The 25153-nt window shown below is 63.3% G+C and carries 26 protein-coding genes; 13 read left to right on the forward strand and 13 right to left on the reverse strand.

The genetic code is table 11. From position 1 onward, the window contains the following. Positions 1-58 precede the first annotated feature (58 nt). The 4 genes from purM (at position 59) to IWW33_RS05190 (ending at position 2837) form a co-directional block, all read left to right on the forward strand. A complete protein-coding gene (purM, locus tag IWW33_RS05175) occupies positions 59-1117 on the forward strand; it encodes a phosphoribosylformylglycinamidine cyclo-ligase (RefSeq protein ID WP_012313138.1) in 1059 nt (352 codons plus the stop codon). Continuing rightward, on the forward strand, positions 1117-1770 hold the full coding sequence (purN, locus tag IWW33_RS05180; RefSeq protein WP_046787450.1) for a phosphoribosylglycinamide formyltransferase: 654 nt from the start codon (positions 1117-1119) through the stop codon (positions 1768-1770). Before purM ends, purN begins: the two co-directional genes overlap by 1 nt. Before the next feature lie 8 nt (positions 1771-1778). Continuing rightward, positions 1779-2489, forward strand: coding sequence for a DUF3108 domain-containing protein (locus tag IWW33_RS05185; protein ID WP_012313136.1), 711 nt, complete (start codon positions 1779-1781; stop codon positions 2487-2489). Positions 2490-2654: 165 nt separating this feature from the next. Next, positions 2655-2837, forward strand: a complete 183-nt coding sequence (locus IWW33_RS05190) for a hypothetical protein (RefSeq protein ID WP_119688400.1) — start codon at positions 2655-2657, stop codon at positions 2835-2837. 172 nt (positions 2838-3009) lie between these two features. Here the strand turns inward: IWW33_RS05190 and IWW33_RS05195 are convergent, their stop codons facing one another. The 7 genes from IWW33_RS05195 to IWW33_RS05225 all read right to left on the reverse strand — a co-directional run bounded on the left by IWW33_RS05195 (position 3010) and on the right by IWW33_RS05225 (position 11287). Next, positions 3010-3549, reverse strand: a complete 540-nt coding sequence (locus IWW33_RS05195) for a DUF2058 domain-containing protein (protein ID WP_012313134.1) — start codon at positions 3547-3549, stop codon at positions 3010-3012. Between the two features lie 26 nt (positions 3550-3575). Then, positions 3576-4409: a nucleoside triphosphate pyrophosphohydrolase gene (gene mazG, locus IWW33_RS05200; protein WP_012313133.1), complete on the reverse strand. Its 834-nt coding sequence runs from the start codon at positions 4407-4409 to the stop codon at positions 3576-3578. 61 nt (positions 4410-4470) lie between these two features. After that, positions 4471-6711, reverse strand: a complete 2241-nt coding sequence (relA, locus tag IWW33_RS05205; RefSeq protein ID WP_046787452.1) for a GTP diphosphokinase — start codon at positions 6709-6711, stop codon at positions 4471-4473. A gap of 95 nt (positions 6712-6806) precedes the next feature. Next, positions 6807-8165 carry a 23S rRNA (uracil(1939)-C(5))-methyltransferase RlmD gene (gene rlmD, locus IWW33_RS05210; protein WP_046787453.1) on the reverse strand — a complete coding sequence of 453 codons (1359 nt, stop codon included), beginning with the start codon at positions 8163-8165 and terminating at the stop codon, positions 6807-6809. Then, positions 8166-9065 (reverse strand): cysteine synthase CysM, encoded by a 900-nt coding sequence (gene cysM / locus IWW33_RS05215; protein ID WP_039602020.1) that lies wholly within the window; start codon positions 9063-9065, stop codon positions 8166-8168. Positions 9066-9175: 110 nt separating this feature from the next. Next, a complete protein-coding gene (locus tag IWW33_RS05220) occupies positions 9176-10567 on the reverse strand; it encodes a sensor histidine kinase (protein ID WP_174142123.1) in 1392 nt (463 codons plus the stop codon). Between the two features lie 3 nt (positions 10568-10570). Beyond that, positions 10571-11287 (reverse strand): response regulator transcription factor, encoded by a 717-nt coding sequence (locus IWW33_RS05225; RefSeq protein WP_115275445.1) that lies wholly within the window; start codon positions 11285-11287, stop codon positions 10571-10573. Positions 11288-11481: 194 nt separating this feature from the next. On the opposite strand from IWW33_RS05225, the gene IWW33_RS05230 reads away from it, so the two are divergent. From IWW33_RS05230 to IWW33_RS05245, 4 genes are all read left to right on the forward strand, one after another. Further along, the gene (locus IWW33_RS05230; RefSeq protein WP_115272983.1) at positions 11482-14241 is read left to right on the forward strand and encodes a response regulator; all 2760 of its coding nucleotides are present in this window, start codon (positions 11482-11484) and stop codon (positions 14239-14241) included. 154 nt (positions 14242-14395) lie between these two features. Further along, positions 14396-15385, forward strand: a complete 990-nt coding sequence (locus IWW33_RS05235) for a 2-hydroxyacid dehydrogenase (protein WP_046787456.1) — start codon at positions 14396-14398, stop codon at positions 15383-15385. Positions 15386-15416: 31 nt separating this feature from the next. Then, positions 15417-15854, forward strand: coding sequence for a hypothetical protein (locus tag IWW33_RS05240; RefSeq protein ID WP_039602107.1), 438 nt, complete (start codon positions 15417-15419; stop codon positions 15852-15854). Then, positions 15851-16255: an META domain-containing protein gene (locus IWW33_RS05245; protein WP_046787457.1), complete on the forward strand. Its 405-nt coding sequence runs from the start codon at positions 15851-15853 to the stop codon at positions 16253-16255. The genes IWW33_RS05240 and IWW33_RS05245 overlap by 4 nt, the downstream gene beginning before the upstream one ends. A gap of 76 nt (positions 16256-16331) precedes the next feature. Here IWW33_RS05245 and IWW33_RS05250 read toward each other — a convergent pair whose 3' ends face one another. Continuing rightward, positions 16332-16796, reverse strand: coding sequence for a TlpA disulfide reductase family protein (locus tag IWW33_RS05250; protein WP_046787458.1), 465 nt, complete (start codon positions 16794-16796; stop codon positions 16332-16334). 85 nt (positions 16797-16881) lie between these two features. Between IWW33_RS05250 and arsC the strand changes: the two genes are divergently transcribed. From arsC to IWW33_RS05265, 3 genes are read left to right on the forward strand one after another with little or no spacing between them, the layout of a single operon-like run. After that, on the forward strand, positions 16882-17235 hold the full coding sequence (gene arsC, locus IWW33_RS05255; protein ID WP_115272986.1) for an arsenate reductase (glutaredoxin): 354 nt from the start codon (positions 16882-16884) through the stop codon (positions 17233-17235). Beyond that, positions 17232-17837 carry an NAD(P)H:quinone oxidoreductase gene (wrbA, locus tag IWW33_RS05260; protein WP_115272987.1) on the forward strand — a complete coding sequence of 202 codons (606 nt, stop codon included), beginning with the start codon at positions 17232-17234 and terminating at the stop codon, positions 17835-17837. The genes arsC and wrbA overlap by 4 nt, the downstream gene beginning before the upstream one ends. After that, positions 17830-18243, forward strand: coding sequence for a DUF2069 domain-containing protein (locus IWW33_RS05265; RefSeq protein WP_046787461.1), 414 nt, complete (start codon positions 17830-17832; stop codon positions 18241-18243). Before wrbA ends, IWW33_RS05265 begins: the two co-directional genes overlap by 8 nt. 32 nt (positions 18244-18275) lie before the next feature. Here IWW33_RS05265 and IWW33_RS05270 read toward each other — a convergent pair whose 3' ends face one another. Both IWW33_RS05270 and ttcA read right to left on the reverse strand, forming a co-directional pair. After that, positions 18276-18947: a DNA-3-methyladenine glycosylase I gene (locus IWW33_RS05270; protein ID WP_125924970.1), complete on the reverse strand. Its 672-nt coding sequence runs from the start codon at positions 18945-18947 to the stop codon at positions 18276-18278. Positions 18948-18951: 4 nt separating this feature from the next. Continuing rightward, positions 18952-19776: a tRNA 2-thiocytidine(32) synthetase TtcA gene (gene ttcA, locus IWW33_RS05275; RefSeq protein WP_119688396.1), complete on the reverse strand. Its 825-nt coding sequence runs from the start codon at positions 19774-19776 to the stop codon at positions 18952-18954. 262 nt (positions 19777-20038) lie between these two features. Between ttcA and IWW33_RS05280 the strand changes: the two genes are divergently transcribed. Both IWW33_RS05280 and IWW33_RS05285 read left to right on the forward strand, forming a co-directional pair. Further along, complete coding sequence (locus tag IWW33_RS05280; protein WP_012313117.1) at positions 20039-20638, forward strand: Yip1 family protein; 600 nt, start codon at positions 20039-20041, stop codon at positions 20636-20638. Positions 20639-20778: 140 nt separating this feature from the next. After that, positions 20779-21273 carry a SprT family zinc-dependent metalloprotease gene (locus IWW33_RS05285; RefSeq protein ID WP_012313116.1) on the forward strand — a complete coding sequence of 165 codons (495 nt, stop codon included), beginning with the start codon at positions 20779-20781 and terminating at the stop codon, positions 21271-21273. Between the two features lie 72 nt (positions 21274-21345). On the opposite strand, the gene IWW33_RS05290 is transcribed toward IWW33_RS05285, so the two are convergent. The 3 genes from IWW33_RS05290 to IWW33_RS05300 form a co-directional block, all read right to left on the reverse strand. Further along, the gene (locus IWW33_RS05290) at positions 21346-22668 is read right to left on the reverse strand and encodes a dicarboxylate/amino acid:cation symporter (RefSeq protein WP_046787465.1); all 1323 of its coding nucleotides are present in this window, start codon (positions 22666-22668) and stop codon (positions 21346-21348) included. 323 nt (positions 22669-22991) lie between these two features. Further along, positions 22992-24338 (reverse strand): ATP-binding protein, encoded by a 1347-nt coding sequence (locus IWW33_RS05295; protein WP_115272989.1) that lies wholly within the window; start codon positions 24336-24338, stop codon positions 22992-22994. After that, positions 24335-25012 carry a response regulator gene (locus IWW33_RS05300; RefSeq protein WP_046787467.1) on the reverse strand — a complete coding sequence of 226 codons (678 nt, stop codon included), beginning with the start codon at positions 25010-25012 and terminating at the stop codon, positions 24335-24337. The genes IWW33_RS05295 and IWW33_RS05300 overlap by 4 nt, the downstream gene beginning before the upstream one ends. Positions 25013-25153 lie beyond the last annotated feature (141 nt).

Genomic DNA, 25153 nt, shown 5'->3' on the forward strand with positions numbered 1-25153 from the left:
CCGGCCTTGGCCGTCACGGTCGTTTTTACGAATCCCTCCCTCTTAAAGGCCTGGATCAATGAGCAAGCAACCCTCCCTGAGCTACAAGGACGCCGGTGTAGACATCGACGCCGGCGAAGCACTGGTCGAACGCATCAAGGGCGTGGCAAAACGCACCGCACGCCCTGAAGTCATGGGTGGCCTGGGTGGCTTCGGCGCCCTCTGCGAGATCCCGGCCGGCTACAAGCAGCCGGTGCTGGTCTCCGGCACCGACGGCGTCGGCACCAAGCTGCGCCTGGCGCTGAACCTGAACAAGCACGACAGCATCGGCCAGGACCTGGTCGCCATGTGCGTCAACGACCTGGTGGTCTGCGGCGCCGAGCCGCTGTTCTTCCTCGACTATTACGCCACCGGCAAGCTCAACGTCGACGTCGCTGCGACCGTGGTTACCGGCATCGGCGCCGGCTGTGAACTGGCCGGCTGCTCCCTGGTTGGCGGCGAAACCGCCGAAATGCCGGGCATGTACGAAGGCGAAGACTACGACCTGGCCGGTTTCTGCGTCGGCGTGGTGGAAAAGGCCGAGATCATCGACGGCTCCAAGGTCGCTACCGGCGACGCGCTGATCGCCCTGCCGTCTTCGGGCCCGCACTCCAACGGCTACTCGCTGATCCGCAAGATCCTCGAAGTGTCGGCAACCGACATCGAGAACACCCAGCTCGACGGCAAGCCGCTGACCGACCTGCTGATGGCGCCGACCCGCATCTACGTCAAGCCACTGCTGCAACTGATCAAGCAGACCGGCGCCGTCAAGGCCATGGCCCACATCACCGGTGGCGGCCTGCTGGACAACATCCCGCGCGTTCTGCCGAAAAACGCCCAGGCCGTGGTTGACGTGGCCAGCTGGCAGCGCCCTGCGGTATTCGACTTCCTGCAGGAAAAAGGCAACGTCGACGAGCACGAGATGCACCGCGTACTGAACTGCGGCGTGGGCATGGTCATCTGCGTGGCGCAGGACCAGGTCGAAGCAGCACTGAATGTTCTGCGCGCAGAAGGCGAGCAGCCTTGGGTCATCGGCCGCATCGAACAAGCCGCTGAAGGCGCTGCCCAGGTCGAGCTGCAGAACCTCAAGGCACACTGATGCCGAGCAAGCCCTGTAATGTTGTGGTACTGCTGTCGGGTTCGGGCAGCAACCTGCAAGCCTTGATCGACAGCAGCCGTGGTGAACACAGCCCGGTACGCATCGCTGCGGTGATTTCCAACCGCGCTGACGCCTACGGCCTGCAACGCGCGGCGGCGGCGGGTATCGCCACCGCCGTACTGGACCACACCGGCTTCGACGGCCGTGAAGCCTTCGATGCGGCGCTGATGGCGCGCATCGACGGCTTCGCGCCCGACCTGGTGGTGCTGGCCGGCTTCATGCGTATCCTCAGTGGCGGCTTCGTGCGCCACTACCAGGGCCGCCTGCTCAACATCCACCCGTCGCTGCTGCCCAAATACAAGGGCCTGCATACTCACCGACGGGCCCTGGAGGCAGGCGACGCCGAGCACGGCTGCAGCGTACACTTCGTCACCGAGGAACTCGATGGCGGCCCTCTGGTCGTACAGGCTGTGGTACCGGTAGTGTCAGGCGATAGCGCCGAAAGCCTGGCCCAGCGGGTACACCAACAGGAACACCAGATCTACCCGCTGGCAGTGCACTGGTTTGCCGAAGGGCGCTTGCGCCTGGGCGAACAGGGTGCATTACTGGACGGCCAGCCACTGCCGGCCAGTGGTCATTTGATCCGACCCTAGGAGAATTTATGCGTCGCGCCCTGCTCTTGGCTCTCGCCGTGCTCGCCCTGCCCCTCCAGGCAGCCGACTTGAAACCCTTCTCGGCCAGCTACACCGCCGACTGGAAGCAACTCCCCATGAGCGGCACTGCCGAGCGCAGCCTGGTCAAGAATGCCAACGGTACCTGGGACCTTAATTTCAAGGCTTCCATGATGATCGCCAGCCTGACCGAGCAAAGCACCCTGCGCATGGACAACGACACCCTGCTGCCGCAGAAGTATCACTTCGAGCGTGGCGGCTTGGGCAAAGCCAAGAAAGTCGACCTCACCTTCGACTGGAACGGCAAGAAAGTCACCGGCAGCGATCGGGGCGATGCCGTCAGCCTGCCGCTCAACCGCGGCGTGCTGGACAAGTCCTCCTATCAGCTGGCGCTGCAGCATGATGTGGCCGCCGGCAAGAAAAGCATGACCTACCAGGTGGTCGATGGTGACGAGATCGACACCTACGATTTCCGCGTGCTGGGCACCGAGAAAGTCACCACCAAGACTGGCCAGGTCGAGGCGGTCAAGGTCGAGCGCGTGCGCGACCCGAGCCAGAGCAAGCGCATCACCGAGCTGTGGTTCGCCAAGGACTGGGACTACCTGCTGGTACAACTGCGCCAGGTCGAGACCGATGGCAAGGAGTATGTGATCGTGCTGCAGGATGGTACGGTCGACGGCAAGTCGGTCAAAGGCAACTAAGCCGCAGCCCGCAAGATCCGTAGCCCCGCCCTGTGCGGGGCTTCTTTTTGCCTGGGCCACATGAAACTTGTTTCATGGTCATTTTATTTACTTAGGCAGCTAACAAACTCTATAAAAGAAGTGCGCGACATTATGTCGCAACCAACTGAGCAGTGGAGTTTAACGATGACAGTCCAAGTAACCGAACGCGACGAATCGAAAATGTCCCACGAAGGCCTGGCCGCTGGCGTGCGGATCTGGGATGTGCACCAGCAAGGTGAATTGGTCGGGATGTTCCATAACGAACACGAAGCCCACCAATACCGGGCAGAGCTTGAAGTGCTGGAAAACCAGCGCGCTACGCAATGACCCACACAGTCTTTTGATTTGGGGCCGCTTTGCGGCCCATCGCCGGCAAGCCAGCTCCTACAGGTACCGCGCAGGCCTCAAGTACTGCGAAATTCCTGTGGAGCTGGCTTGCCGGCGATGGGCTGCGAAGCAGCCCCAATAGGGGTTACCGCTTAGGCGGGGGTTTTCATGCTTACCACATCAAGTCGTCAGGGATCTTGTACGCAGCGTACGGATCGTCCTCATCCGCTTCCTCGACATGGGTGTTGAGCAGCAGGATGCGATGGGGGTCGCGCTCCTGGATCTTCACCGCTGCCTCGCGAGGGATGACTTCGTACCCCCCACCAAACGACACGATCGCCAGCGCGCCATTGCTCAGCTTGCTGCGCATCAGGGCGTTCACCGCAATGCGCTTGACCTTCTTGTCGTCGACGAAGTTGTAGTAGTCCTCGGTGGTGAGCTTGGGCAGGCGAGTCGCCTCGATCAACTGCTTGATCTGCGCGGCACGGGCCTTCTGTTCGGCCTTTTCCTGCTGCTGACGGTTCAGTTCCTGGTCACGCTTGGCCTTCTCGGCCATGGCTTCCTTGGCCAGGCGCTGCTGGGTATCGTCGACTTCGACCTGGCCCTTGTGCTCCAGGCGTTTCTGTTTCTTTTGGGCCTTGTTGGCCTGAGAGACCTGCTTCTGGTTGACCAGACCGGCCTTGAGCAATTGATCGCGAAGGGAAAGACTCATGGATGTTCACTCACTTATTCAGCCACTCAGCCGCAGCTGGGCAGGTTCTTTTCCTGACGTTTGGCTTCCCCCCAAAGGGCGTCCAGTTCGTCAAGGTTACACGATTCGATGGGGCGACCGCTGTCGCGCAATGCCTGTTCGATAAAGCGAAAACGCCGTTCGAACTTGCGGTTGGCGCGACGCAGTGCGTTTTCCGGGTCTTGCTTGAGATGGCGGGCCAGGTTGACGGCGGCGAACAGCAGGTCGCCGACTTCATCCTCGAGGGCCTCGGCATCACCGTCGGCCATGGCCTGCAGCACTTCGTCGAGCTCCTCGCGGACCTTGTCCAGCACCGGCAAGGCGTCTGGCCAGTCGAAACCGACGGTGGCGGCACGCTTTTGCAGTTTGGCCGCCCGCGACAGGGCAGGCAGTGCAGCTGGCACATCATCGAGCAGCGACAGCTGTTCGGGCTCGCTTTTCTCGGCGCGCTCCTGGGCCTTGATTTCTTCCCAGCGTGACTTGACCTGGGCCTCGCTCAGGCTAGGCGTGTCCAGCGGTGCGTACAACTCACCGGTGGGAAATACATGGGGGTGACGGCGGATCAGCTTGCGGGTAATGGCATCGACCACACCGTCGAACTCGAAACGCCCCTCCTCCCGGGCCAGCTGGCTGTAGTAGACCACCTGGAACAGCAGATCACCGAGTTCGCCCTGCAGGTGCTCGAAATCCCCGCGCTCGATGGTGTCGGCAACCTCATAGGCCTCTTCGATGGTGTGCGCCACGATGCTGGCGTAGTTCTGCTTGAGGTCCCACGGGCAACCGTACTGCGGGTCGCGCAGCCGGGCCATGAGGTGCAGCAGGTCTTCGAGGGAATAGGTCATGTAAGCAGGTCCTTCGGCGGTGACTTCGTCGCGGGCAAGCCCACGAGAAGCCACCGCAGTTTCAAGGGGTACGATTACGCCGCGTCTCGATGATGTTCGGCAACTGCGAAATCCTGCCCAGCAGACGCCCCAGCGCATCCAGGCCCGGGATCTCGATGGTCAGCGACATCAGCGCGGTGTTGTCTTCCTTGTTCGAGCGGGTGTTGACCGCCAGCACGTTGATCTTCTCGTTGAGCAGCACCTGCGACACGTCACGCAGCAAACCTGGGCGGTCGTAGGCACGGATAACGATATCGACCGGGTAGGTCTGCACCGGTATCGGCCCCCAACTGACCTGGATCATGCGCTCCGGCTCACGCCCTGCCAACTGCAGCACCGAGGCACAGTCCTGGCGGTGAATGCTCACGCCGCGGCCCTGGGTGATGTAGCCGACGATGGCATCGCCCGGCAGCGGCTGGCAGCAGCCGGCCATCTGCGTGAGCAGGTTGCCGACGCCTTGGATCTGAATGTCGCCACGCTTGCCAGTGCGCGGGCCGGTAGGCTTGCGCGGTACCAGCTCGATCTGCTCGATACGCTCGGGTTCGAGCAACTGCTGGGCAGCGTTGACCAAATGCGCCAGGCGCAGGTCACCGGCACCGAGCGAGGCGAACATGTCCTCGGCGGTCTTGACGTTGGTCTTCTCGGCCAGGCGTTCGAAGTCTACCTGCGGCAGGCCCAGGCGGCTGAGCTCGCGCTCGAGCAACGTCTTGCCGGCGGCGACGTTCTGATCGCGGGCCTGCAGCTTGAACCAGTGGACGATCTTGGCCCGGGCCCGCGAAGTGGTGACGTACCCCAGGTTGGAGTTCAGCCAGTCACGGCTCGGGTTGCCGTGCTTGCTGGTGATGATCTCCACCTGCTCGCCGGTCTGCAGGCTGTAGTTGAGCGGCACGATGCGCCCGTTGATCTTGGCGCCACGGCAGTTGTGGCCGATCTCGGTGTGCACGCGGTAGGCGAAGTCCAGCGGCGTGGCGCCCTTGGGCAGGTCGATGGCATGGCCGTCGGGGGTGAATACATAGACCCGGTCCGGCTCGATATCGACCCGCAACTGCTCGGCCAGGCCACCGATGTCGCCCAGTTCCTCATGCCATTCGAGCACCTGACGCAGCCAGGAGATCTTTTCTTCGTAGTGGTTGGAGCTGGGCTTGACGTCGGTGCCCTTGTAGCGCCAGTGGGCGCAGACGCCAAGTTCGGCCTCTTCGTGCATGCCGTGGGTACGGATCTGCACTTCCAGTACCTTGCCCTCGGGGCCGATCACGGCGGTGTGAAGCGAGCGGTAGCCGTTCTCCTTGGGGTTGGCGATGTAGTCGTCAAACTCTTTGGGAATGTGCCGCCACAAGGTGTGGACGATACCCAGCGCGGTATAGCAGTCGCGCACTTCCGGTACCAGTACGCGCACCGCACGTACGTCGTAGATCTGGCTGAACTCCAGGCCTTTGCGCTGCATCTTGCGCCAGATCGAATAGATGTGTTTCGCCCGCCCACTGATGTCGGCGTTGACCCCGGTGGCCAGCAGTTCGTTTTGCAACTGGTTCATCACATCACTGATGAAGCGCTCACGGTCCAGACGGCGCTCGTGCAAAAGCTTGGCGATCTGCTTGTACTGATCGGGTTCCAGGTAGCGGAAGGACAGGTCTTCCAGCTCCCACTTGATGTGGCCGATGCCCAGACGATGGGCCAGCGGCGCATAGATGTCGAACACCTCACGCGCCACACGCAGACGCTTCTCGTCATCGGCGGACTTCACCGCACGGATCGCGCAGGTACGCTCGGCGAGCTTGATCAGCGCCACGCGCACATCGTCGACCATCGCCACCAGCATCTTGCGCAGGTTCTCGACCTGCGCCTGCGAGCCCAGCACCAGTGACTGGCGCGGGCTGAGGCTGGCACTGATGGCAGCCATGCGCAGCACGCCGTCGATCAGCTTGGACACTACCGGGCCAAAACGCTGCCCGACCTCGGCCAGGGTCACCTTGCCCTCGCGCACGGAGCGGTAGATCACCGCCGCCACCAGCGAATCCTGGTCGAGCTTGAGGTCGGCGAGGATTTCGGCGATTTCCAGGCCGGCCTGGAAACTGGAGGTACCATCGGCCCAGGAATGCTTGGCCGGGTTGCCCTTTTTCTCGATTTCCTGGGTGAACTCGCAGGCCTCTTCGAGTGCCGCGCGATCCAGTGCCGAATCGACGCTCACCACATGATCCAGCCATGCTTCGAGATTGATACTGCCGTCCGTATTGACCGGCTGGTGCACTCTCACCTGTACCATCTTTGTTTTACCTTTCCATACAGCGCACCACTCGGAGCGCTGGCTATCACCGTACGGCTCCCAGTCCATGGGAACCGCACCAAGGGGCCAGCCTGCTAGCCCGCTTCGAATAACGCCATGGCCTCGACATGCGCCGTCTGAGGAAACATGTCGAGAATCCCGGCCCTTTTTAACCGGTACCCTTGGCCGACCAGCACCTGGGCGTCTCGCGCCAGCGTGGCCGGGTTGCATGATACATAAACCAGCCGCTTGGCCTTGAGGCGTGCGATGCCTTGCACCACCTCGAAAGCACCGTCGCGCGGTGGATCCAAGAGTACCGCAGAAAAGCCCTCGGCGGCCCATCCGGCGCCTGCCAAAGGCTGGGATAAATCGGCCTGAAAAAACCGTGCGTTATGCACATTGTTGTCTCGGGCATTGGCCGCAGCCCGATCGACCATGGCCTGCACACCTTCGACCGCCACCACTTCCCGCGCCTGGCGGGCCAGCGGCAGGGCGAAATTGCCCAGGCCACAGAACAGGTCGAGCACTCGCTCGTCGGCCTGCGGAGCGAGCCAGGCCAGAGCCTGCTCGATCATTGCGGTATTGACCTGCGCGTTGACCTGAACGAAATCACCCGGGCGCCAGGCCAGCTCCAACTGCCAAGGCTGCAAGGTGAAGCCCAGCTTCGCGCCAGCATCCACCGGCACCGGTTCACCTTCACCCTGCAGCCACAGCTGCGCCTTGGCCTCGCTGCAGAATGCCTGCAGACGCGCCAGGTCATCGGCCGGCAGCGGCGCCACGTGGCGTACCAGCAGCGCTTCGGCCGTGCCGCTGAACAGCTCGACGTGGCCGATGGCCTGGGGCTTGCCCAACGAACGCAGCACGGTCGGCAGATGCCGCAGAATCGACTGCAAAGGCTGTACCAGCACGGCGCAGTCGTCGATGGCGACGATGTCCTGGCTGGCCTCGGCACGGAACCCTACCTCCAGCTGACGCGCTTTGACATCCCAGCGCACCGCCACACGCGCCCGCCGCCGATAGCCGAATTCCGGCCCGCTCAATGGCGCCGCCCATTCTTGCGGTTGCACACCGGCAACCCGTTGCAGCTGTTCGGCCAAGGTACGCTGCTTGAGCGCCAGCTGCGCCTCATGCGGCAGGTGCTGCAAGTTGCAGCCGCCACACCGCTCGTAATGGCGGCACGGCGCCTGGCGGCGCTCGGGGCTGGCCTGCAGCACACGCTCCAGGCGCGCCTCGACTACCTTGCCACGGGCATTGAGCACGCGTGCCTCGACCGCTTCACCGGCCAGGGCGCCGCTGACGAACCAGGTGCGCCCGTCGTAAAAAGCGATGCCACGGCCGTCACCGGCCAGGCGCTCGATCTCCAGGCGCTGCTTTTTGCCCACGGGGACCTGGGGCGTGCGGTTACCGCCGGCCGGCTGGAAGCGCAGGCCGCTGTTGGTTTTCTTTCTGGACATTTAGCTCGGGTCGAACAGGCCGGTGGACAGGTAACGGTCGCCACGGTCGCAAATGATCGCGACCATTACCGCGTTTTCCACTTCACGGGACAGGCGCAGCATGGCTGCCACTGCACCACCGGAAGACACGCCGCAGAAAATGCCCTCTTCACGGGCAAGGCGGCGCATGGTGTCCTCAGCTTCGTGCTGGGACATGTCCATGACGCGGTCAACGCGGGTGGCATCGAAGATTTTCGGCAGGTACTGCTCGGGCCAGCGGCGGATGCCCGGAATGGCCGAGCCTTCCATCGGTTGCAGGCCAACGATCTGCACCGCCGGGTTCTGCTCCTTGAGGTACTGCGAGCAGCCCATGATGGTGCCGGTGGTGCCCATGGAACTGACGAAATGGGTGATGGTGCCCTGGGTCTGCTGCCAGATTTCCGGGCCGGTGCTGTTGTAGTGGGCAATCGGGTTGTCGCCGTTGGCGAACTGGTCCAGAACCAGGCCGCGGCCTTCGGCCTGCAGCTTCTCGGCCAGGTCGCGGGCGCCTTCCATCCCCTCTTCCTTGGTCACAAGGATCAACTCGGCACCGTAGGCAGTCATCGCTGCCTTGCGCTCTGCGGTGGAGTTGTCGGGCATGATCAGGATCATCTTGTAGCCCTTGATCGCAGCCGCCATGGCCAGGGCAATACCGGTATTGCCGGAGGTGGCTTCGATCAGGGTGTCGCCGGGCTTGATCTGACCGCGCAGTTCGGCGCGGGCGATCATCGACAGGGCCGGGCGGTCCTTCACGGAGCCTGCCGGATTGTTACCTTCGAGCTTGAGCAGGAGGGTATTGCTGGTTTCTCCAGCGATGCGCTGCAGGCGAACCAGGGGCGTATTGCCGACGCAATCGGCGATGGTTGGGTACTGCAAGGTCATGGTGTATTTCACAATCCGGACGGCAGGGGCGCCTATCATACCGGCAAACCGTTCGCGGCCATATCACGCAATCTGTGGTGGGTATAGCTACAAGCTATAAGCGGCAAGCTTCAAGCTGTAGCTAGCGCCTGTGGCTGCGGGGGTTCCCGCGAGGGGGCGGGCAGGTGTAGCGGCAAGCGCATGCAGAGCTTCAAGCCGCGTTTGCCGTTTTCTGCCCACAGGGTTCCGCCCTGGCGCTGGATCGCACTGCGGGCGATGCTCAGGCCCAGGCCGAAACCGCCGTCACCGGGGCGCGAGCCATCGAGCCGGGTGAAGGGGGCAAAGATTCGCTCCAGATCCTCGTTAGCCACGCCACCGCCTTGATCTTCCAGCCACAGGTGCCAATAGCCACCTTCACGCTGCCCGGCCAAGTACACCAGGCCGTTTTCCGGGGAGTGGCGGATGGCGTTGCGCAGCATGTTTTCCAGGGCCTGGGCCAGATAATTCAGATTGCCCTGCACCCAGCAGTCGACTGGCAGCTCGCAGCGCAAACGCTCGGGCGACCAGCCGCTTTCGTAACTGGCATCCTCTGCCAGCAGGTCCCACAGGGCCTGCACCTGGATCGGCTCAAGGTTCATCGGCGCACGCTCGGCATCCTGCCAGGCAAGCTGCAAGGTGTCCTCGACCAACTGCTGCATGCAATCCACCTCGCGCCCCAGCCGCTCGCGCAGGCGCTGCAGGTCGGTTTCACCGTCGCAGGCCACGCGCAAGCGGCTCAACGGTGTGCGCATTTCATGGGACAAGTCCCGTAGCAACTGCTGTTGCATGGCCACCGTGCCCTGCAGCCGTTCGGCCATCTGGTCAAAGGCACGGGCCAGCTCGCCCAGTTCGTCATGCCGGGCGATGGTGCGCGAATCCAGCCGTGCCGACAGCTGGTCGGCACGCCAGGCATTGGCCTGCTCGCGCAACTGGTTGAGCGGCACGATCAGCATGCGGTACAGGCCGACGCACAGCAGCAAGGTGAACAACCCTGGAATGACACCGTTGGTCAACACCCGCCACAGCACTCGGTACTGGCCAGGGTTGAAACGCTCGGGCAACTCCATCACCAGCATGCCCTGCTCCGGCGCCCCCGGGAACGGTATGCGCAGCCAGGGCTGGTCGGTACTGCGCCGGCTCATGGGCCAGTCGACACCACGCAGGCGTGTGAGCCGGTGCATGACATCGGGGCCGAGCGTGGCGCTGGCGAGCGGTTGCAGATTGATGTCGAGCACGCCTATCCAGCCACGTTCACGCTGGTGCATGGCCGCAACCCAGTGGTCCAGCCCGCTGCGGCCACCGCTGCGCCACGCCTCCTCGGCCTCGCCGGCATAGCTGCGCAGCACTTGCCGGGCAGGCTCATCGAGAAAGGCATTCTGAGTTTCCATATGGCGGCCCCAGGTGTAACTCAGGCCGATCATCAGCAGGCAGAAGCCCACCAGCAGGATGGCCAGCTTCCAGAACAGCGAGTGGCGGTCCAGCATGGCCTACTCCGCTTCGCCGGCACTGAGCACGTAGCCCTTGCCCCACACGGTGCGGATCTGCCGGTCCTGGTAGCCGATGCCCTTGAGCTTGCGGCGGATCTGGCTGACATGCATGTCCAGGCTGCGGTCATGCCGCGAATAACCCCGTTGCAGCACCTGCTGGTAGAGAAAAGGCTTGCTCAGCACCTCGTCGACGTTGCGGTTGAGGATTTCGAACAGGCGATACTCGCTAGGGGTAAGGCCTGCCTGGCGGCCGCCGAAGCTGACATCGCAAAGGGTCTCGTCGAACCACAGCTCGCCACAGGCAACACCCGATGGCGGCTGGTGACGACGCTCGAGGGCAACGCGGCGCAGGATGGCCTCGATGCGCACCTGCAGCTCGACCATGCTGAAAGGCTTGGGCAGGTAGTCGTCGGCACCGCGCTGGAAGCCATTGATACGGTCGGCCTCAGCACCCAACGCCGACATCAGGATAACCGGCGTGGCGCTGCGTCGACGCAACTGGGCCAGGGCATCCAGGCCGTTGAGCCCAGGCAGCAGGATATCCATCAGGACCACGTCGAAGGCTTGGCGACCAGCGGTTTCCAAACCTTCCAGGCCGTTGCGGCACCAGGTCACCTCAAAGCCGCCTCGCTGCAGTTCTTCGTGCAGATAGGCACCCAACACCGGATCATCCTCGATGGCGAGGATGCTGGAAGCATTAATAGTTACGGGATTCATTGGCAACTGCCACATATTCTCAATTGCGCGATTATTGAGCATGCGTACGCCATAGGCAACCGTCCTGCGATCAACGCCCGCCGGCTGGGTGAAAACAGCCATATAAAGGGTGCATTAGGCAGGCAGGCGGAGTAACTTTCCGCTTTGGTCCGTTACCCCGGTAACGGCGTCCAGGCACATCACAGGAGGCGAGTGTGCTCGATCGTTTGGGAATCAGAAGCCGGGTACTGCTGCTGGCCGTGCTGCCTGCCAGCTTGATGGCTCTGGTGCTGGGCAGCTATTTCACGTGGCTGCAGCAAGACCAGTTGCGCACTCAACTGCTGCAACGCGGCAAGATGATTGCCGAACAACTGGCCCCCCTGGCCGCGCCCGCCATGGCCCGGCAGACGCCTGCGCAGCTGGAGCGGATTGCCGCGCAAACCCTTGAGCAAGCCGACGTCCGTGCAGTGGCCTTCCTCGCCCCGGACCGCTCCCGCCTGGCCCACGCCGGCCCCACCATGATCAACCGGCCACCCAGCGGCGGCACGGGCACTCAACTGTTGGAGCGCAGCGGCAACGATGCCACACGCTACCTGATGCCGGTGTTCGGCCACCACCGCGACCTGGCCACCGAGGCTGTCCCGGCCGAAGCCGAGCGCCTGCTGGGTTGGGTCGAGATCGAGCTGTCGCACGACGGCATGCTGCTGCGCGGCTACCGCAACCTGTTCACCAGCATGCTGCTGATACTCGCTTGCCTGGTGCTCAGCGGCCTGTTGGCGATGCGCATGAGCCGCACCATCAATGACCCGATCGCGCGCATCAAGCATGCAGTCAACCAGCTCAAGGACGGCCACCTCGAAGAACGTCTGCCGGCCATGGGCAGCCACGAGCTGGACGAACTGGCCCGGGGCATCAACCGCATGGCAGAAACCCTGCACAGTGCCCATGAAGAGCTGCAGCACAGTATCGATCAGGCCACCGAGGATGTCCGCCAGAACCTGGAAACCATCGAGATCCAGAACATCGAGCTGGACATGGCGCGCAAGGAGGCCCTGGAGGCGAGCCGCATCAAGTCTGAATTCCTGGCCAACATGAGCCACGAGATCCGCACCCCGCTCAACGGTATCCTCGGCTTCACCCACCTGCTGCAGAAAAGCGAGCTGACCCCGCGCCAGCTGGACTACCTGGGCACCATCGAAAAATCGGCCGACAACCTGTTGGGGATCATCAACGAGATCCTCGACTTTTCCAAGATCGAGGCCGGCAAGCTGGTGCTCGACAGCATTCCGTTCAACCTGCGCGACCTGGTCCAGGACACCCTCACCATCCTGGCGCCCGCCGCCCACGCCAAGCAGCTGGAACTGCTCAGCCTGATCTACCGCGACACCCCGTCATCGCTGGTTGGCGACCCGCTGCGGCTTAAGCAGATCCTCACCAACCTGGTGAGCAATGCCATCAAGTTCACCCGCGAGGGCACCATCGTCGTGCGGGCGATGCTCGAGGACGAGCAGCAAGACAGCGCGCAGCTGCGCATCAGCGTGCAGGACACCGGTATTGGCCTGTCGCCTCAGGATGTGCGCACGTTGTTCCAGGCGTTCAGCCAGGCCGACAATTCGCTGGCCCGCCAGCCGGGCGGCACCGGCCTGGGGCTGGTGATCTCCAAGCGCCTGATCGAGCAGATGGGCGGCGAGATCGGGGTCGACAGCACACCGGGCGAGGGTTCGCAGTTCTGGATCAGCCTGAGCCTGCCCAAGGCCCACGACGACAGCGAGGCGCAGTCGTCGCAGCCGCTGCTGGGGCGGCGCGCGGCGATCGTCGACGGGCATGACCTGGCACGCCAGGCCCTGGAGCACCAGTTGCAGGATTGCGGCCTGAGCGTCAGCCTGTTCGCGTCCTATGAGCAACTGCTGCAGGGTGTACAGGCTGGCTTGCAGGCTGGGATGCCCTTCGATTTCGCGGTGCTGGGTGCCAACCTGGGCAATCTCACGCCCGAACAGCTGGGCCAATACCACCAGCAACTGGAGCGCTACCACTGCCATTGCGTGGTACTTTGCCCGACTACCGAGCAAGCGCTGTACCACCCTCACCTGCCTAACGGCCACGGCCAACTGCTGTCCAAACCGACCTGCACGCGCAAGCTGCGCCGCCTGCTGCTGGAGCTGCTGCAACCGCGCCGCACGCGGGGCGAACCGGCCCCGCCAACGCGCGGCCAGCGCCAGCCGAAAATCCTCTGCGTCGACGACAATGCGGCCAACCTGCTGCTGGTACAGACCCTGCTGGAAGATCTCGGCGCCGATGTGCTGGCGCTCGACAACGGCCATGCTGCGGTGCAGGCGGTGCAGAGCGAACACTTCGACCTGGTGCTGATGGACGTGCAGATGCCAGGCATGGATGGCCGTGCCTGCACCGAGCAGATCCGCTTGTGGGAAAACACCCAGAGCGGCAGCCCGCTGCCGATCGTCGCCCTTACCGCTCACGCCATGGCCAACGAGAAACGTGCACTGCTGCACAGCGGCATGGACGACTACCTGACCAAACCGATCAGCGAGCGCCAGCTGGCCCAGGTGGTGATGAAATGGACCGGCCTGAGCCTGGGTGTCGGGCCACTGGAGCGCCTGGACGAACAGCAGGCCGAGGGCCAGGATCTACCGGTGCTCGACCCTGAGGAAGGCTTGCGCCTGGCGGCAGGCAAGCCGGATCTGGCGGCAGACATGCTGACCATGCTGCTGGCATCGCTGGCATCGGACCGTGAAGCCATTCGTGCTGCACGGGAGGGCGACGATCACGGCGCACTGATCGAGCAGGTGCATCGGCTCAACGGTGCCTCGCGCTATTGCGGCGTGCCGCAGTTGCGTGCAGCCTGCCAGCGCAGCGAGACCTTGCTTAAACAGGAGCATCCGCAAGCCCAGCAGGCGCTCGACGAGCTGGATGGCGCAATTGTCCGGCTGGCGGAGCAGGCACGCCAGAACGCCTGACCTTCAGGGCCTCATCGCCGGCAAGCCGGCTCCCACAGGGTTCAGCAGCGCTGCGAATTGGGAGCCGGCAAGCCTCGATGAGGCCGGTGCAGATCAACTTCCCTGCACGCCCGGGTGGCTACAATCCCCCAACCACGATAAAGGAAGCCCGACCATGCGCGCCCTGTTGTTCAGCAGCCAGCACTATGACCAGGAAAGCTTCACGCGGGCCACTTGCGATAGCGCTCTGGAGCTGCATTTCCAGCCCGCCCGCCTGACCCTCGACACCGCAGCCCTGGCTCAAGGTTTCGAGGTGGTCTGCGCGTTCATCAACGATGAGCTCGACGCGCAGGTACTGCAACGCCTGGCCGCTGGCGGGACGCGCCTGATCGCCCTGCGTTCGGCCGGCTACAACCATGTGGACCTGGCCGCCGCCCAAGCCCTGGGCCTGGCAGTGGTGCGCGTGCCCGCGTATTCACCGCATGCCGTGGCCGAACATGCCGTGGCGCTGATCCTGGCGCTCAACCGGCGCCTGCACCGGGCCTACAACCGTACCCGCGAAGGTGACTTCACCCTGCATGGCCTGACCGGCTTCGACCTGCACGGCAAGACCGTCGGCGTGGTCGGTACCGGCCAGATCGGCGCCGCCTTCGCCCGGATCATGGCTGGCTTCGGTTGCCAGTTGCTGGCTTACGACCCCTACCCCAACCCTGAGCTGCTGGCGCTGGGTGCGCGTTATGTGGAGCTGCCCGAACTGCTGCGTGAGGCGCGGATCATCAGCCTGCATTGCCCGCTCACCGAGCACACCCGGCACTTGATCAACCCGCAAAGCCTGGCCCAGTTGCAGCCCGGCGCCATGCTGATCAACACCGGTCGTGGTGCGCTGGTCGACACTCCGGCACTGATCGACGCCTTGAAAAGCGGCCAGCTCGGGTACCTGGGCCTGGACGTTTATGAAGAAGAAGCCCAACTGTTCTTCGAGGACCGTTCCGACCTGCCGTTGCAGGATGATGTGCTGGCGCGGCTGCTGACGTTCCCCAACGTGATCGTCACTGCGCACCAGGCGTTCCTGACCCGCGAAGCGCTGGACGCCATTGCCGCGACCACGCTGGACAACATCAACCGCTGGGCGGCGGGTAATGCGCAGAATCTGGTCACAGGTTGATGCTAGGATACGCGGCATTTCTGGAGGACCCATGGTCGAGCACGATTTCCGCTACACCCTTTTCAACCCGCAACACACCTTGATCGAGTGCCGCGCCCTGGTACCGGGCCGCTACCAGGTGACCGGCAACGGTGGCTCGATGCACAAGGGCGACACCCTGCTGGTCACCCTCAAGGGCAGCAAGGATTTGTCCATGCGCCTGACCGTCGAGAGCGTGCGCCACCTGATCAACCCGCGTGGCCAGTGGGTGGCCGTGGCCAGCGGCCCGCTGTTCAACGAGCTGGAAATCCTTAACTGGCAGGCTGAATGCGACAGCTGCGATGCCGTGCTGGACTTCGAGTTCGCCGTGGACGCAAAGCTTGGCAAGAAAGCCCGCCAGCCGGCTGCTACTGCGCGCATCGCCGAGCTGGGCTGGGCCAGCCGTGGCGACAAGCACGTGTGCCCGCGTTGCCAGGAGAGCGCCGAGTGAAGAATCTGCTGACCGGCGCCCTGATTGCCACCGGCCTGCTCGGTTGCGCTGCCGAACCCTCGAAGCTGCAACTGGAACGCAGCTATGTGCTGGAGTGGATCGGCGAGCGGCCGCTGATCGACTACAGCCACCTGACACTGACGCTGGCCAGCGATGGCCGGGCCTATGGCAATGCGGGCTGCAACCATTGGTTTGCACCGTACACGCTGGACGGTGAGCACCTGAGCTTCGGCAAGGTCGGCAAAACCCGCAAGCTGTGCGCGCCGGCGTTGATGGAGCAGGAAAAGCGCTTCCTGCAGGCGCTGGAGACGGTGCAGCGCTGGGATGTATCGCCCATCGAGCAGATGCGCTTCTGGCCGGCCGAGGGCAAGCCGCTGCGGTTCTGGCCTGAGGAGGGCTAGCTTCAAGCCGCAAGCTGCAAGAAAGGGCGGATCGGTGCACGGCCAGCTTTTTCTTGTAGCTTGCAGCTTGCAGCTTTCAAGCCCCCTTGAGCGCCTTGATCTTGGCTTGCAGCCCTTCCAGGGTCTGCTCACCCAGCAGCTGCTCGCGCACCTTGCCCTTGTCATCGATGATGTAGGTCACCGGCAACGCTTCGCTGCGTGGCAGGTCATAGCGCTCGGCCGGATCTTGCGCCAGCACGGTAAAGCCGATGCCCAAGGTATCGGCCGCCTGCTTCAGCTCCTGCCCCTGCAGGCCATCGAAGTTCACCCCCACCACCTTGATGCCATCGGCCGCCCACTGCTTGGCCGCAGTGTTCAGTTCAGGCACCTCGGTACGGCAAGGGCCGCACCATTCAGCCCAATAGTTGAGCACCAGCCAGTGCCCGTCGATCTGCTCGGCCTTCACCGTGTTGCCGTGCTGGTCCACGCCGTAGTCGGCACCGCAGCCACCTAGCAAAAGGCCTGCAGTAATGGCCAATGCTGCTGCCAAACGCCTTGCCATGGGTCAATCCTTCTCGAAGTTTCAAGCGAATGGGTCAGTTCCTGCGGTTAGAATAGCCGCCACACCCAGCTGGATGCGACCCGACATGACTGACTTGACGCTCTATCATAACCCGCGCTGCTCGAAATCCCGCGGCGCACTGGAACTGCTCGAACAGCGCGGCCTGGCACCGACCATCGTGCGCTACCTCGAAACCCCGCCCGACGCTGCCACCCTCAAGGCTCTGCTCGGCAAGCTGGGCATCGGCCCGCGCCAACTGCTGCGCACCGGTGAAGACGAGTACAAGGCACTCGAGCTGGCCAACCCGGCCTTGAGCGATGCGCAACTGATCGACGCCATGGCGCAGCACCCTAAGCTCATCGAGCGCCCGATCCTGGTTGCCGGTGACAAGGCGGTGATTGGCCGGCCACCTGAGAAAGTGCTGGAGATCCTGCCGTGAGCGCGCCCTATATCCTGGTGCTGTATTACAGCCGCCATGGCTCGACCAGCGAAATGGCCCGGCATATCGCCCGCGGCATCGAGCTGGCCGGCATGGAAGCGCGCCTGCGCACGGTGCCGGCGATTTCCACCGAGTGCGAAGCCGTGGCGCCGGACATTCCGGCCAGCGGCGCGCTGTACGCCACCCTGGACGACTTGCGCCACTGCGCAGGCCTGGTGCTGGGCAGCCCGACCCGCTTCGGCAACATGGCCGCACCGCTCAAGTACTTCCTCGATGGCACCAGCAGTTTGTGGCTGGGTGGTGAACTGGTCGGCAAGCCGGCTGGCGTTTTCACCTCCACCGCCAGCCTGCATGGCGGCCAGGAAACCACCCTGCTGTCGATGATGCTGCCACTGATGCACCACGGCATGCTGGTGATGGGCCTGCCCTACAGCGAATCGGCGCTGCTCGAAACCTGCGGCGGCGGCACGCCTTACGGCGCCAGCCACCATGCCGGCGCAGACGGCAAGCGCGAGCTGGATCAACACGAGATCACCCTGTGCCGCGCCCTGGGCCAACGCCTGGCAACCACGGCCAAGGCCCTGGAGGCCTCGCGTGGCTAAGAAGCCGAAGGTGTTGCCACAACTGGAGTGGCTGGCACCGCGCCTGCGCCTCACACGCGCCCTGAGCCTGGCGTTCTTTTTTGGCCTGATCGCATTGCTGGTGGTGAACAACCTGTGGTTCGCCAACCTGCACGGGGCGCGGGTCGAAGTGATCCTGGCGATCGAGCTTGTGCCACTGCTGTTGCTGCTGCCAGGCATGTTGCTGGGCAGCGCCCGGGCGCATGCCTGGACCTGCTTTGTGGTGAATATCTATTTCATCAAAGGGGTGCTGGCAGCGTTCGACCCGGCGCGGGCAGTGTTCGGCTGGGTTGAGGTGCTGCTGAGCCTTGGGCTGTTCGTCAGCGGGCTGCTGTTCGTGCGCTGGAAATTCCAGCATGAACGGCGCATGGCGGGCGAAGGGCTTTGATTCCGGGGGCTGCTATCGCAGCCCCGGGCTTTTCAATGGTTGACGGTATGCGCCAGCATCACCGACAACTGGCACAGCGGCCGCCCGCTTTCGGCATGCCACTGGTTGAACGCCTGCTGTACCAGCGCCAGGTCGCGCTGGCTGGTCGGCTGCTTGTCGATCACCTTCTGGGCAATCAGCGCAGCGGCCATGTCATCGGTGGGGATGAACGTGTCCTTGCCAACCATGCGCAAAAAGCGCGGCGCTGACAGCCCGCCCAGCTGGTTGCCATGCTTGGCCAGGTATTTCCACAACCCGACGATATCGGTCACCGGCCAATCGGCGATGAACGCACCAAAGCTGCCCTTCTCCTTCGCCACATCCAGGATCATCTGCGCATTGCGCGGCACGCTCTTGAGCTTGCCCAGGTGGCGGATGATGCGCTCGTCCTGCATCAACCGCTCCAGGTGCTCTGCGCCCATCAGTACGACCTTCTCCGGGTCGAAGCCGAAGAACACCTGCTCGAACGCCGGCCATTTGGCATCTACCAGGCTGTGCTTGAGCCCGGCGCGGAACACGCGCAAGGCCAGGGTCGACAGGTAGCGGTCGTTGCGGATGTCGCGCAGCTGCGCCGGCGTGCGCGGCTGCGGCAGGAAGGCCTCCAGGGCCTGGGCCGAGCCGAAGCGGTTCAGGCAGTACTCATGCAACCACTGGTAATCGCGCATGGGCTCAGATGTTCAGTACATCGAGAAAACGCGGGGTGGCGCTTTCGTCGATCTTGAGGCTGGTGAAGTCGAACAGGTTGCGGTCGGCCAGCTGCGACGGGGCAACGTTCTGCAGGGCGCGGAAGATGCTCTCGGTACGGCCTGGGTGCTTGCGCTCCCACTCCACCAGCATGTCCTTGACCACCTGGCGCTGCAGGTTCTCCTGCGAACCGCACAGGTTGCACGGGATGATCGGGAATTCCTTCATGTCCGAGTAGGCCTGGATGTCCTTCTCGTTGCAGTACGCCAGCGGGCGGATCACCACGTTACGGCCGTCGTCGGCGCGCAGCTTGGGCGGCATGCCCTTGAGCGAGCCGTTGAAGAACATGTTGAGGAAGAAGGTCTCGACGATATCGTCGCGATGGTGCCCAAGGGCCATCTTGGTCGCGCCGATTTCGTCAGCGAAGGTGTACAGGGTGCCACGGCGCAGGCGCGAGCACAGCGAACAGGTGGTCTTGCCCTCGGGCACCAGCTCCTTGACCACCGAGTAGGTGTCCTTCTCGACGATGTGGTACTCGACGCCCAGCTCTTTCAGGTAGGCCGGCAGCACATGCTCGGGGAAGCCCGGCTGCTTCTGGTCCATGTTCACCGCGACGATCTGGAACTTGATCGGTGCCACCTTCTGCAGGTGCAACAGAACGTCGAGCATGGTGTAGCTGTCCTTGCCGCCGGACAGGCAGACCATGACCTTGTCGCCATCCTCGATCATGTTGTAGTCGGTGATGGCTTCGCCGGCGAGACGACGCAGGCGTTTTTGCAGTTTGTTCTGGTTGACCGAGAGGGTGCCCATAGCGCTTGGATCCGCGAGGTGTGACAAAAGCCGGCTATTTTACGCACAAACCACGCGCACCTGTAGGGATTCCGATAAAGACTTCAAGGGAATCAGCAGCCCGCCTTACAGCGCAATTTGCTCTAAAAAGCACAGTTTGTGCAGGTAACGGCTTCCTATACTGCGACATAAGGCCACATTACCGCTTGCATCGGTGCCCTGGCCTCGGGCCGCTTGCGCTCCATCTGGGGGGCGATTGGCAACAACGAGAGGAGTGACCGGCATGATTCATCACGTTGTGGGGCTGTTTACCCACCCTGACCAGGAATGGCGGGAGATACGCGGGGAAGACGAAAGCATCAGCCACATGTACCTGACGCACACGCTGATCCTGGCGGCGATACCCGCCGTTTCGGCGTTCATTGGCACTACCCAGGTCGGCTGGGTGATCGGCGACCGGCCAGCGGTAATGTTGACGATGGAAAGCGCACTATGGATGAGCATCATGTCCTACCTGGCGATGCTCGCCGGGGTCGCGGTAATGGGCGCTTTCATTCACTGGATGGCACGTACCTACGACGCCAACCCGTCCATGGCGCAATGCATCGCCTTTGCCACCTACACCGCCACCCCGCTGTTCCTCGGCGGCCTGGCAGCGCTTTACCCGCACCTGTGGCTGGGCATGCTGGTGGGGACTGCGGCCATTTGCTACACCGTTTACCTGCTGTACGTCGGTTTGCCGACATTCATGAACATACCGACCGATGAAGGCTTCCTGTTCTCCAGCTCGGTGCTGGCAGTGGGCCTGGTGGTACTGGTAGCGATCATGGCTGCGACCGTGATCATCTGGGGACTGGGCGTGGGGCCCGTCTATACCAACTAGCTTGGAAAACACCTAGATCCAACACTGGGGCATCAAACCGGAGGCCGCCGCAAGGCGGCTTTTGGCTGTGTGCTGACCGGTGGGCTCGGCAGCCTGCCGGTGCTTGCGGCATAATGCCCGGTCAGGAGAATTACCCCGCCATGCCCGAGCTGCTCAAACAACGCGTCGAAACCTGTTACCAGCAAGCCGAAACCTTTTTCAAGCGCCCCTTCCCGCGCCCGGAAGTCAGCTTCAAGCTGCGCGGGCAGAAGGCGGGCGTCGCCCACCTGCACGAGAACCTGCTGCGCTTCAACCTGCAGCTGTACCGCGAAAACCAGGAAGACTTCCTGCGCCAGACCGTGGCCCATGAAGTGGCGCACCTGGTGGCTCACCAACTGTTCGGGGACCGCATCCAGGCCCATGGCGAAGAGTGGCAGTTGATCATGCGCGGGGTGTATGAACTGCCGCCCAATCGCTGCCACAACTATGAAGTGCAGCGGCGGGTCGCGACGCGGTACATCTATCGCTGCCCATGCCCACAGGGTGAGTTTGCGTTTACCGCGCAGCGGCACAAGCTGGTGAGGCAGGGGCGGCGGTATCTGTGCAAGCGGTGCAGGGAGACGCTGGTGTACAGCGGTGAGACTCGGGTCGAATGACAGCCAGCGCACTGATAGACCAGGCACAAAAAAGGCGACCCGAAGGTCGCCTTTTGCTTTACTGCAGCAGGCTCAACGAGCCACGCCTTCAGCCACGCCCAGGTCGTCGGTCGGGCGGGTGTCAGCCAGCGGCGCACCACCGGAGGCCAGCTCCGACGCCAGCTTGTCGTTGTCCATCTCCTTGACCCACTTGGCCACCACCACGGTAGCAACGGCGTTGCCCACCAGGTTGGTCAGGGCGCGGGCTTCGGACATGAAGCGGTCGATACCCAGGATCAGCGCCAGGCCGGCAACCGGCAGGTGGCCGACAGCCGACAGGGTGGCGGCGAGGACGATGAAGCCCGAACCGGTAACGCCGGCAGCACCTTTGGAAGCCACCAGCAGCACCAGCAGCAGGGTGATCTGGTGGGTGATGTCCATGGTGGTGTCGGTGGCCTGGGCGATGAACACCGCGGCCATGGTCAGGTAGATCGAGGTACCGTCCAGGTTGAACGAGTAACCGGTCGGGATCACCAGGCCAACCACCGACTTCTTGGCACCCAGGCGCTCCATCTTGGCCAGCATGCGTGGCAGCGCAGATTCCGAGGACGAGGTACCCAGTACGATCAGCAGCTCTTCACGGATGTAGCGGATCAGCTTGAGCACGCTGAAGCCGTGGGCGCGGCAGATACCGCCCAGCACCACCAGCACGAACAGCAGGCAGGTGATATAGAAGCAGGCCATCAGGTAGCCCAGCTGTACCAGCGAGCCAACGCCGTACTGGCCGATGGTGAAGGCCATGGCACCGAAGGCACCGACGGGGGCCAGCTTCATGATCATGTTGATGATGTTGAACATGACATGGGCAAAGCGATCGATCAGGTCCAGCAATGGCTTGCCGTAGCTGCCCAGGCGATGCAGGGCGAAGCCGAAGACCACCGAGAACATCAGTACCTGCAGGATGTCGCCATTAGCGAAGGCACCTACCACGGTATTGGGGATGATGTTGAGCAGGAAGCCGATGGTGGTCTGCTGCGCACCTGCGGCGGCGTAAGCGGCCACGCTGCTGGCGTTCAGGGTGCTGACGTCGATGTGCATGCCAGCGCCCGGCTTGACCACGTTGACGACGACAAGGCCGATGATCAGGGCGATGGTGGAAACGATTTCGAAGTACAGAAGCGCGTAGCCGCCGGTCTTGCCGACCGACTTCATGCTCTGCATGCCGGCAATGCCGCTGACCACGGTACAGAAGATGATGGGCGCGATGACCATCTTGATCAGTTTGACGAAACCATCACCCAAGGGTTTGAGGGCGACGCCGGTTTCTGGATAGAAGTGGCCGAGCAGGATGCCGATGGTGATGGCAACGATCACCTGGACATACAGGGACTTGTACAGCGGCTGACGTGTCGTCATGGCTAATTTTTCCTCAAGTGTGCCGGCTTCACCCTTCCCAGGATGTCGGGGCACCTGAATCGCTAACCCTCCTGCACCCGGAGGGATTTGTCGTTGTGTTCGAGCTGCCTGGGCAGGCCTCTGCCAAGTCAGATAGCAAGGGCGATGCCAAAACGCCCATGAAGGGTGCAAAGGCCGTATTTGCTGGAGGAAAATGCCCAACGACAGGGCGAATTGCCTGAGAAAGGATGGCGGATTTCCGCCCGATGGCGGGATTTGTACAGGCACCTTGGCGGGAATCCGCCCTGCTTGTTGCGAGCGATGAGGCAGGGGCTGCCTGAACATCAATCAAGATAAAAGGTGATCCGGAATGCCGCCCCGCCCAGCGGCGAATCACCCAGGCTCAGTTCAGCGTCATAGCTGTCGACGATATCTTTGACCACCGCAAGGCCAATCCCCTGCCCCGGATGCTGGCGGTCCAGGCGCTCGCCCCGTTCGAGAATCCGCTCACGCTGATCCGCCGGCACACCCGGCCCGTCATCTTCGATGCACAACGTCTGCCGCCCGGGAGCTTCCTGCAAGCTCACCCGCACCAGCCCCAGGCTAAGCCGGAAGGCGTTTTCCAGGAGGTTGCCCAGCAACTCGAGCAGCGCGCTCTGCTCCATCGGCACTTGTGCCTGCGCCGGCACCTCAAGCAGCACTTCGACGCGCTTGTCGCGGTACACCTTGGCCAGGGTGCTGCACAGGCTGTCCAGCACCGCAAGCAACTGTACGCTGTGGCGCACCAGGCCGCTCTTGCGCAGGCTGGCGCGCTGCAACTGGTAGTCGATCTGCTGGCTCATGCGCTCGATCTGGCTCTGCAGTACCCGCGCCTGCTCGCGCTCGGTGACGCGCTGCTGCATGCTCTCCCCCACGCCTTGCAGCACCGCCAACGGCGTCTTGAGGCTGTGTGCCAGGTCACCCAGCGAGTCACGGTAACGCTGGCGCTGTTCCCGCTCGCTGCGCAGCAGGCGGTTGAGCGAGCCGGTCAGGCGTAACAGCTCACGCGGGTGCTCGGCACTTAGCCCATCGCGCGCACCGGCCTCCACCTCGTCCAGCTCGCGGCTCAGCCGGCGCAACGAACGCAGGCCCCAGGTCAGGCCGGCCCAGAGCAATGCCAGCAACGCCAGCAGGGCCGCACCAAAACCTAAGTAGAGCTTTTCACGCAGGCCATCGAGGGTTTGCTGGTACTCGCGCACCGGCTGCAGGGCAACGATGCTGTAGGCGGCGCTCTGGCCACCCAACAGCTTGATTTCGACGTCATAGACGAAGAATTCCTCGCCGTCATCCTGGTGCATGCGGGCGAATTCATTGCCGCGCCCATCGTAGCGCGGCTGGTAGTTGATGTGCTGGTCGGCGGTGGCGCGGGAGCGCCAGACCAGCTTACCTTCGCGGTCGAAGATGTAACCGAGCAAACCGGTATAAGGCAGGTTGTAACGCTCGTCCGGCAGCAGTGCGGGCATCTGCAACTGGCCATGCTCGATGCGCGCCGAAGAAATCAGCGAGGTCACGTCCGAAGCCAGGCGCTGTTCGATCGATTCCTGCAAGGCCAGGCTGAAGGCCTTCTGCAGGGCGGGCAGCAGCGCCAGCATGAACAGCACTGCCAGCACCGCTGCCGCGAGCATCAAGCGCACCCGCAGCGAACGAATCATCGGCAGCGCTCGGTGAACAGGTAGCCGAGCCCACGCACAGTGTCGATCGGCTTGAACCCGCGCTCACCTTCGAGCTTGCGACGCAGACGGCCGACCAGCACCTCGATGACGTTGGGGTCACGCTCCTCATCGCCCGGATACAACTGTTCCATCAGGCGCTCCTTGGCCACCACCTGCTGGTGATGACGCATCAGATACTCAAGGATGCGGTACTCGTAGGCGGTCAGCGCCAGCGGCTGCTCATCGAGGGTCGCCTGCTTGCGGTTGAGGTCCAGCACCAAAGGGCCTGCGGCGATGGTCGACTGGGTGAAGCCGCTGGAGCGGCGCAGCAGGGCATTGAGGCGTGCCTCAAGCTCTTCGAACTGGAAGGGCTTGACCAGGTAATCGTCGGCACCGGCGGCCAGGCCTTCGACCTTGTCCTGCCAGTTGCCGCGGGCGGTGAGAATCAGGATGGGAAAGGTCTTGGCCTGGGTACGCAGGCGGCCGATCAGCTCCAGGCCGCTCATGCCGGGCAGGCCGAGGTCGATCACGGCCAGGTCGAAGTGGAATTGCTCGGCCTGGTACAGCGCTTCTTCGGCGTCAGCCACGGCCTGGACCACATGGCCGCTTTCGCCCAGGCGTGTATAGAGGTGGTGCCTTAACAGGGCTTCGTCCTCTACCACCAGCAGTTTCATGTGACGCTCCTTTCAATTATTGCCTGGGCCGGCCTCGTCGCCGGCAAGCCGGCTCCTACAGGAAGCTCCACACGCCTGAAAGCAGTGGTGAACCCGGGGGAGCCGGCTTGCCGGCGACGAGGCCAGTAGAGGATAACTCGG

This window comes from Pseudomonas sp. M2 (assembly GCF_015751845.1).
Lineage (GTDB): Bacteria > Pseudomonadota > Gammaproteobacteria > Pseudomonadales > Pseudomonadaceae > Aquipseudomonas > Aquipseudomonas putida_E.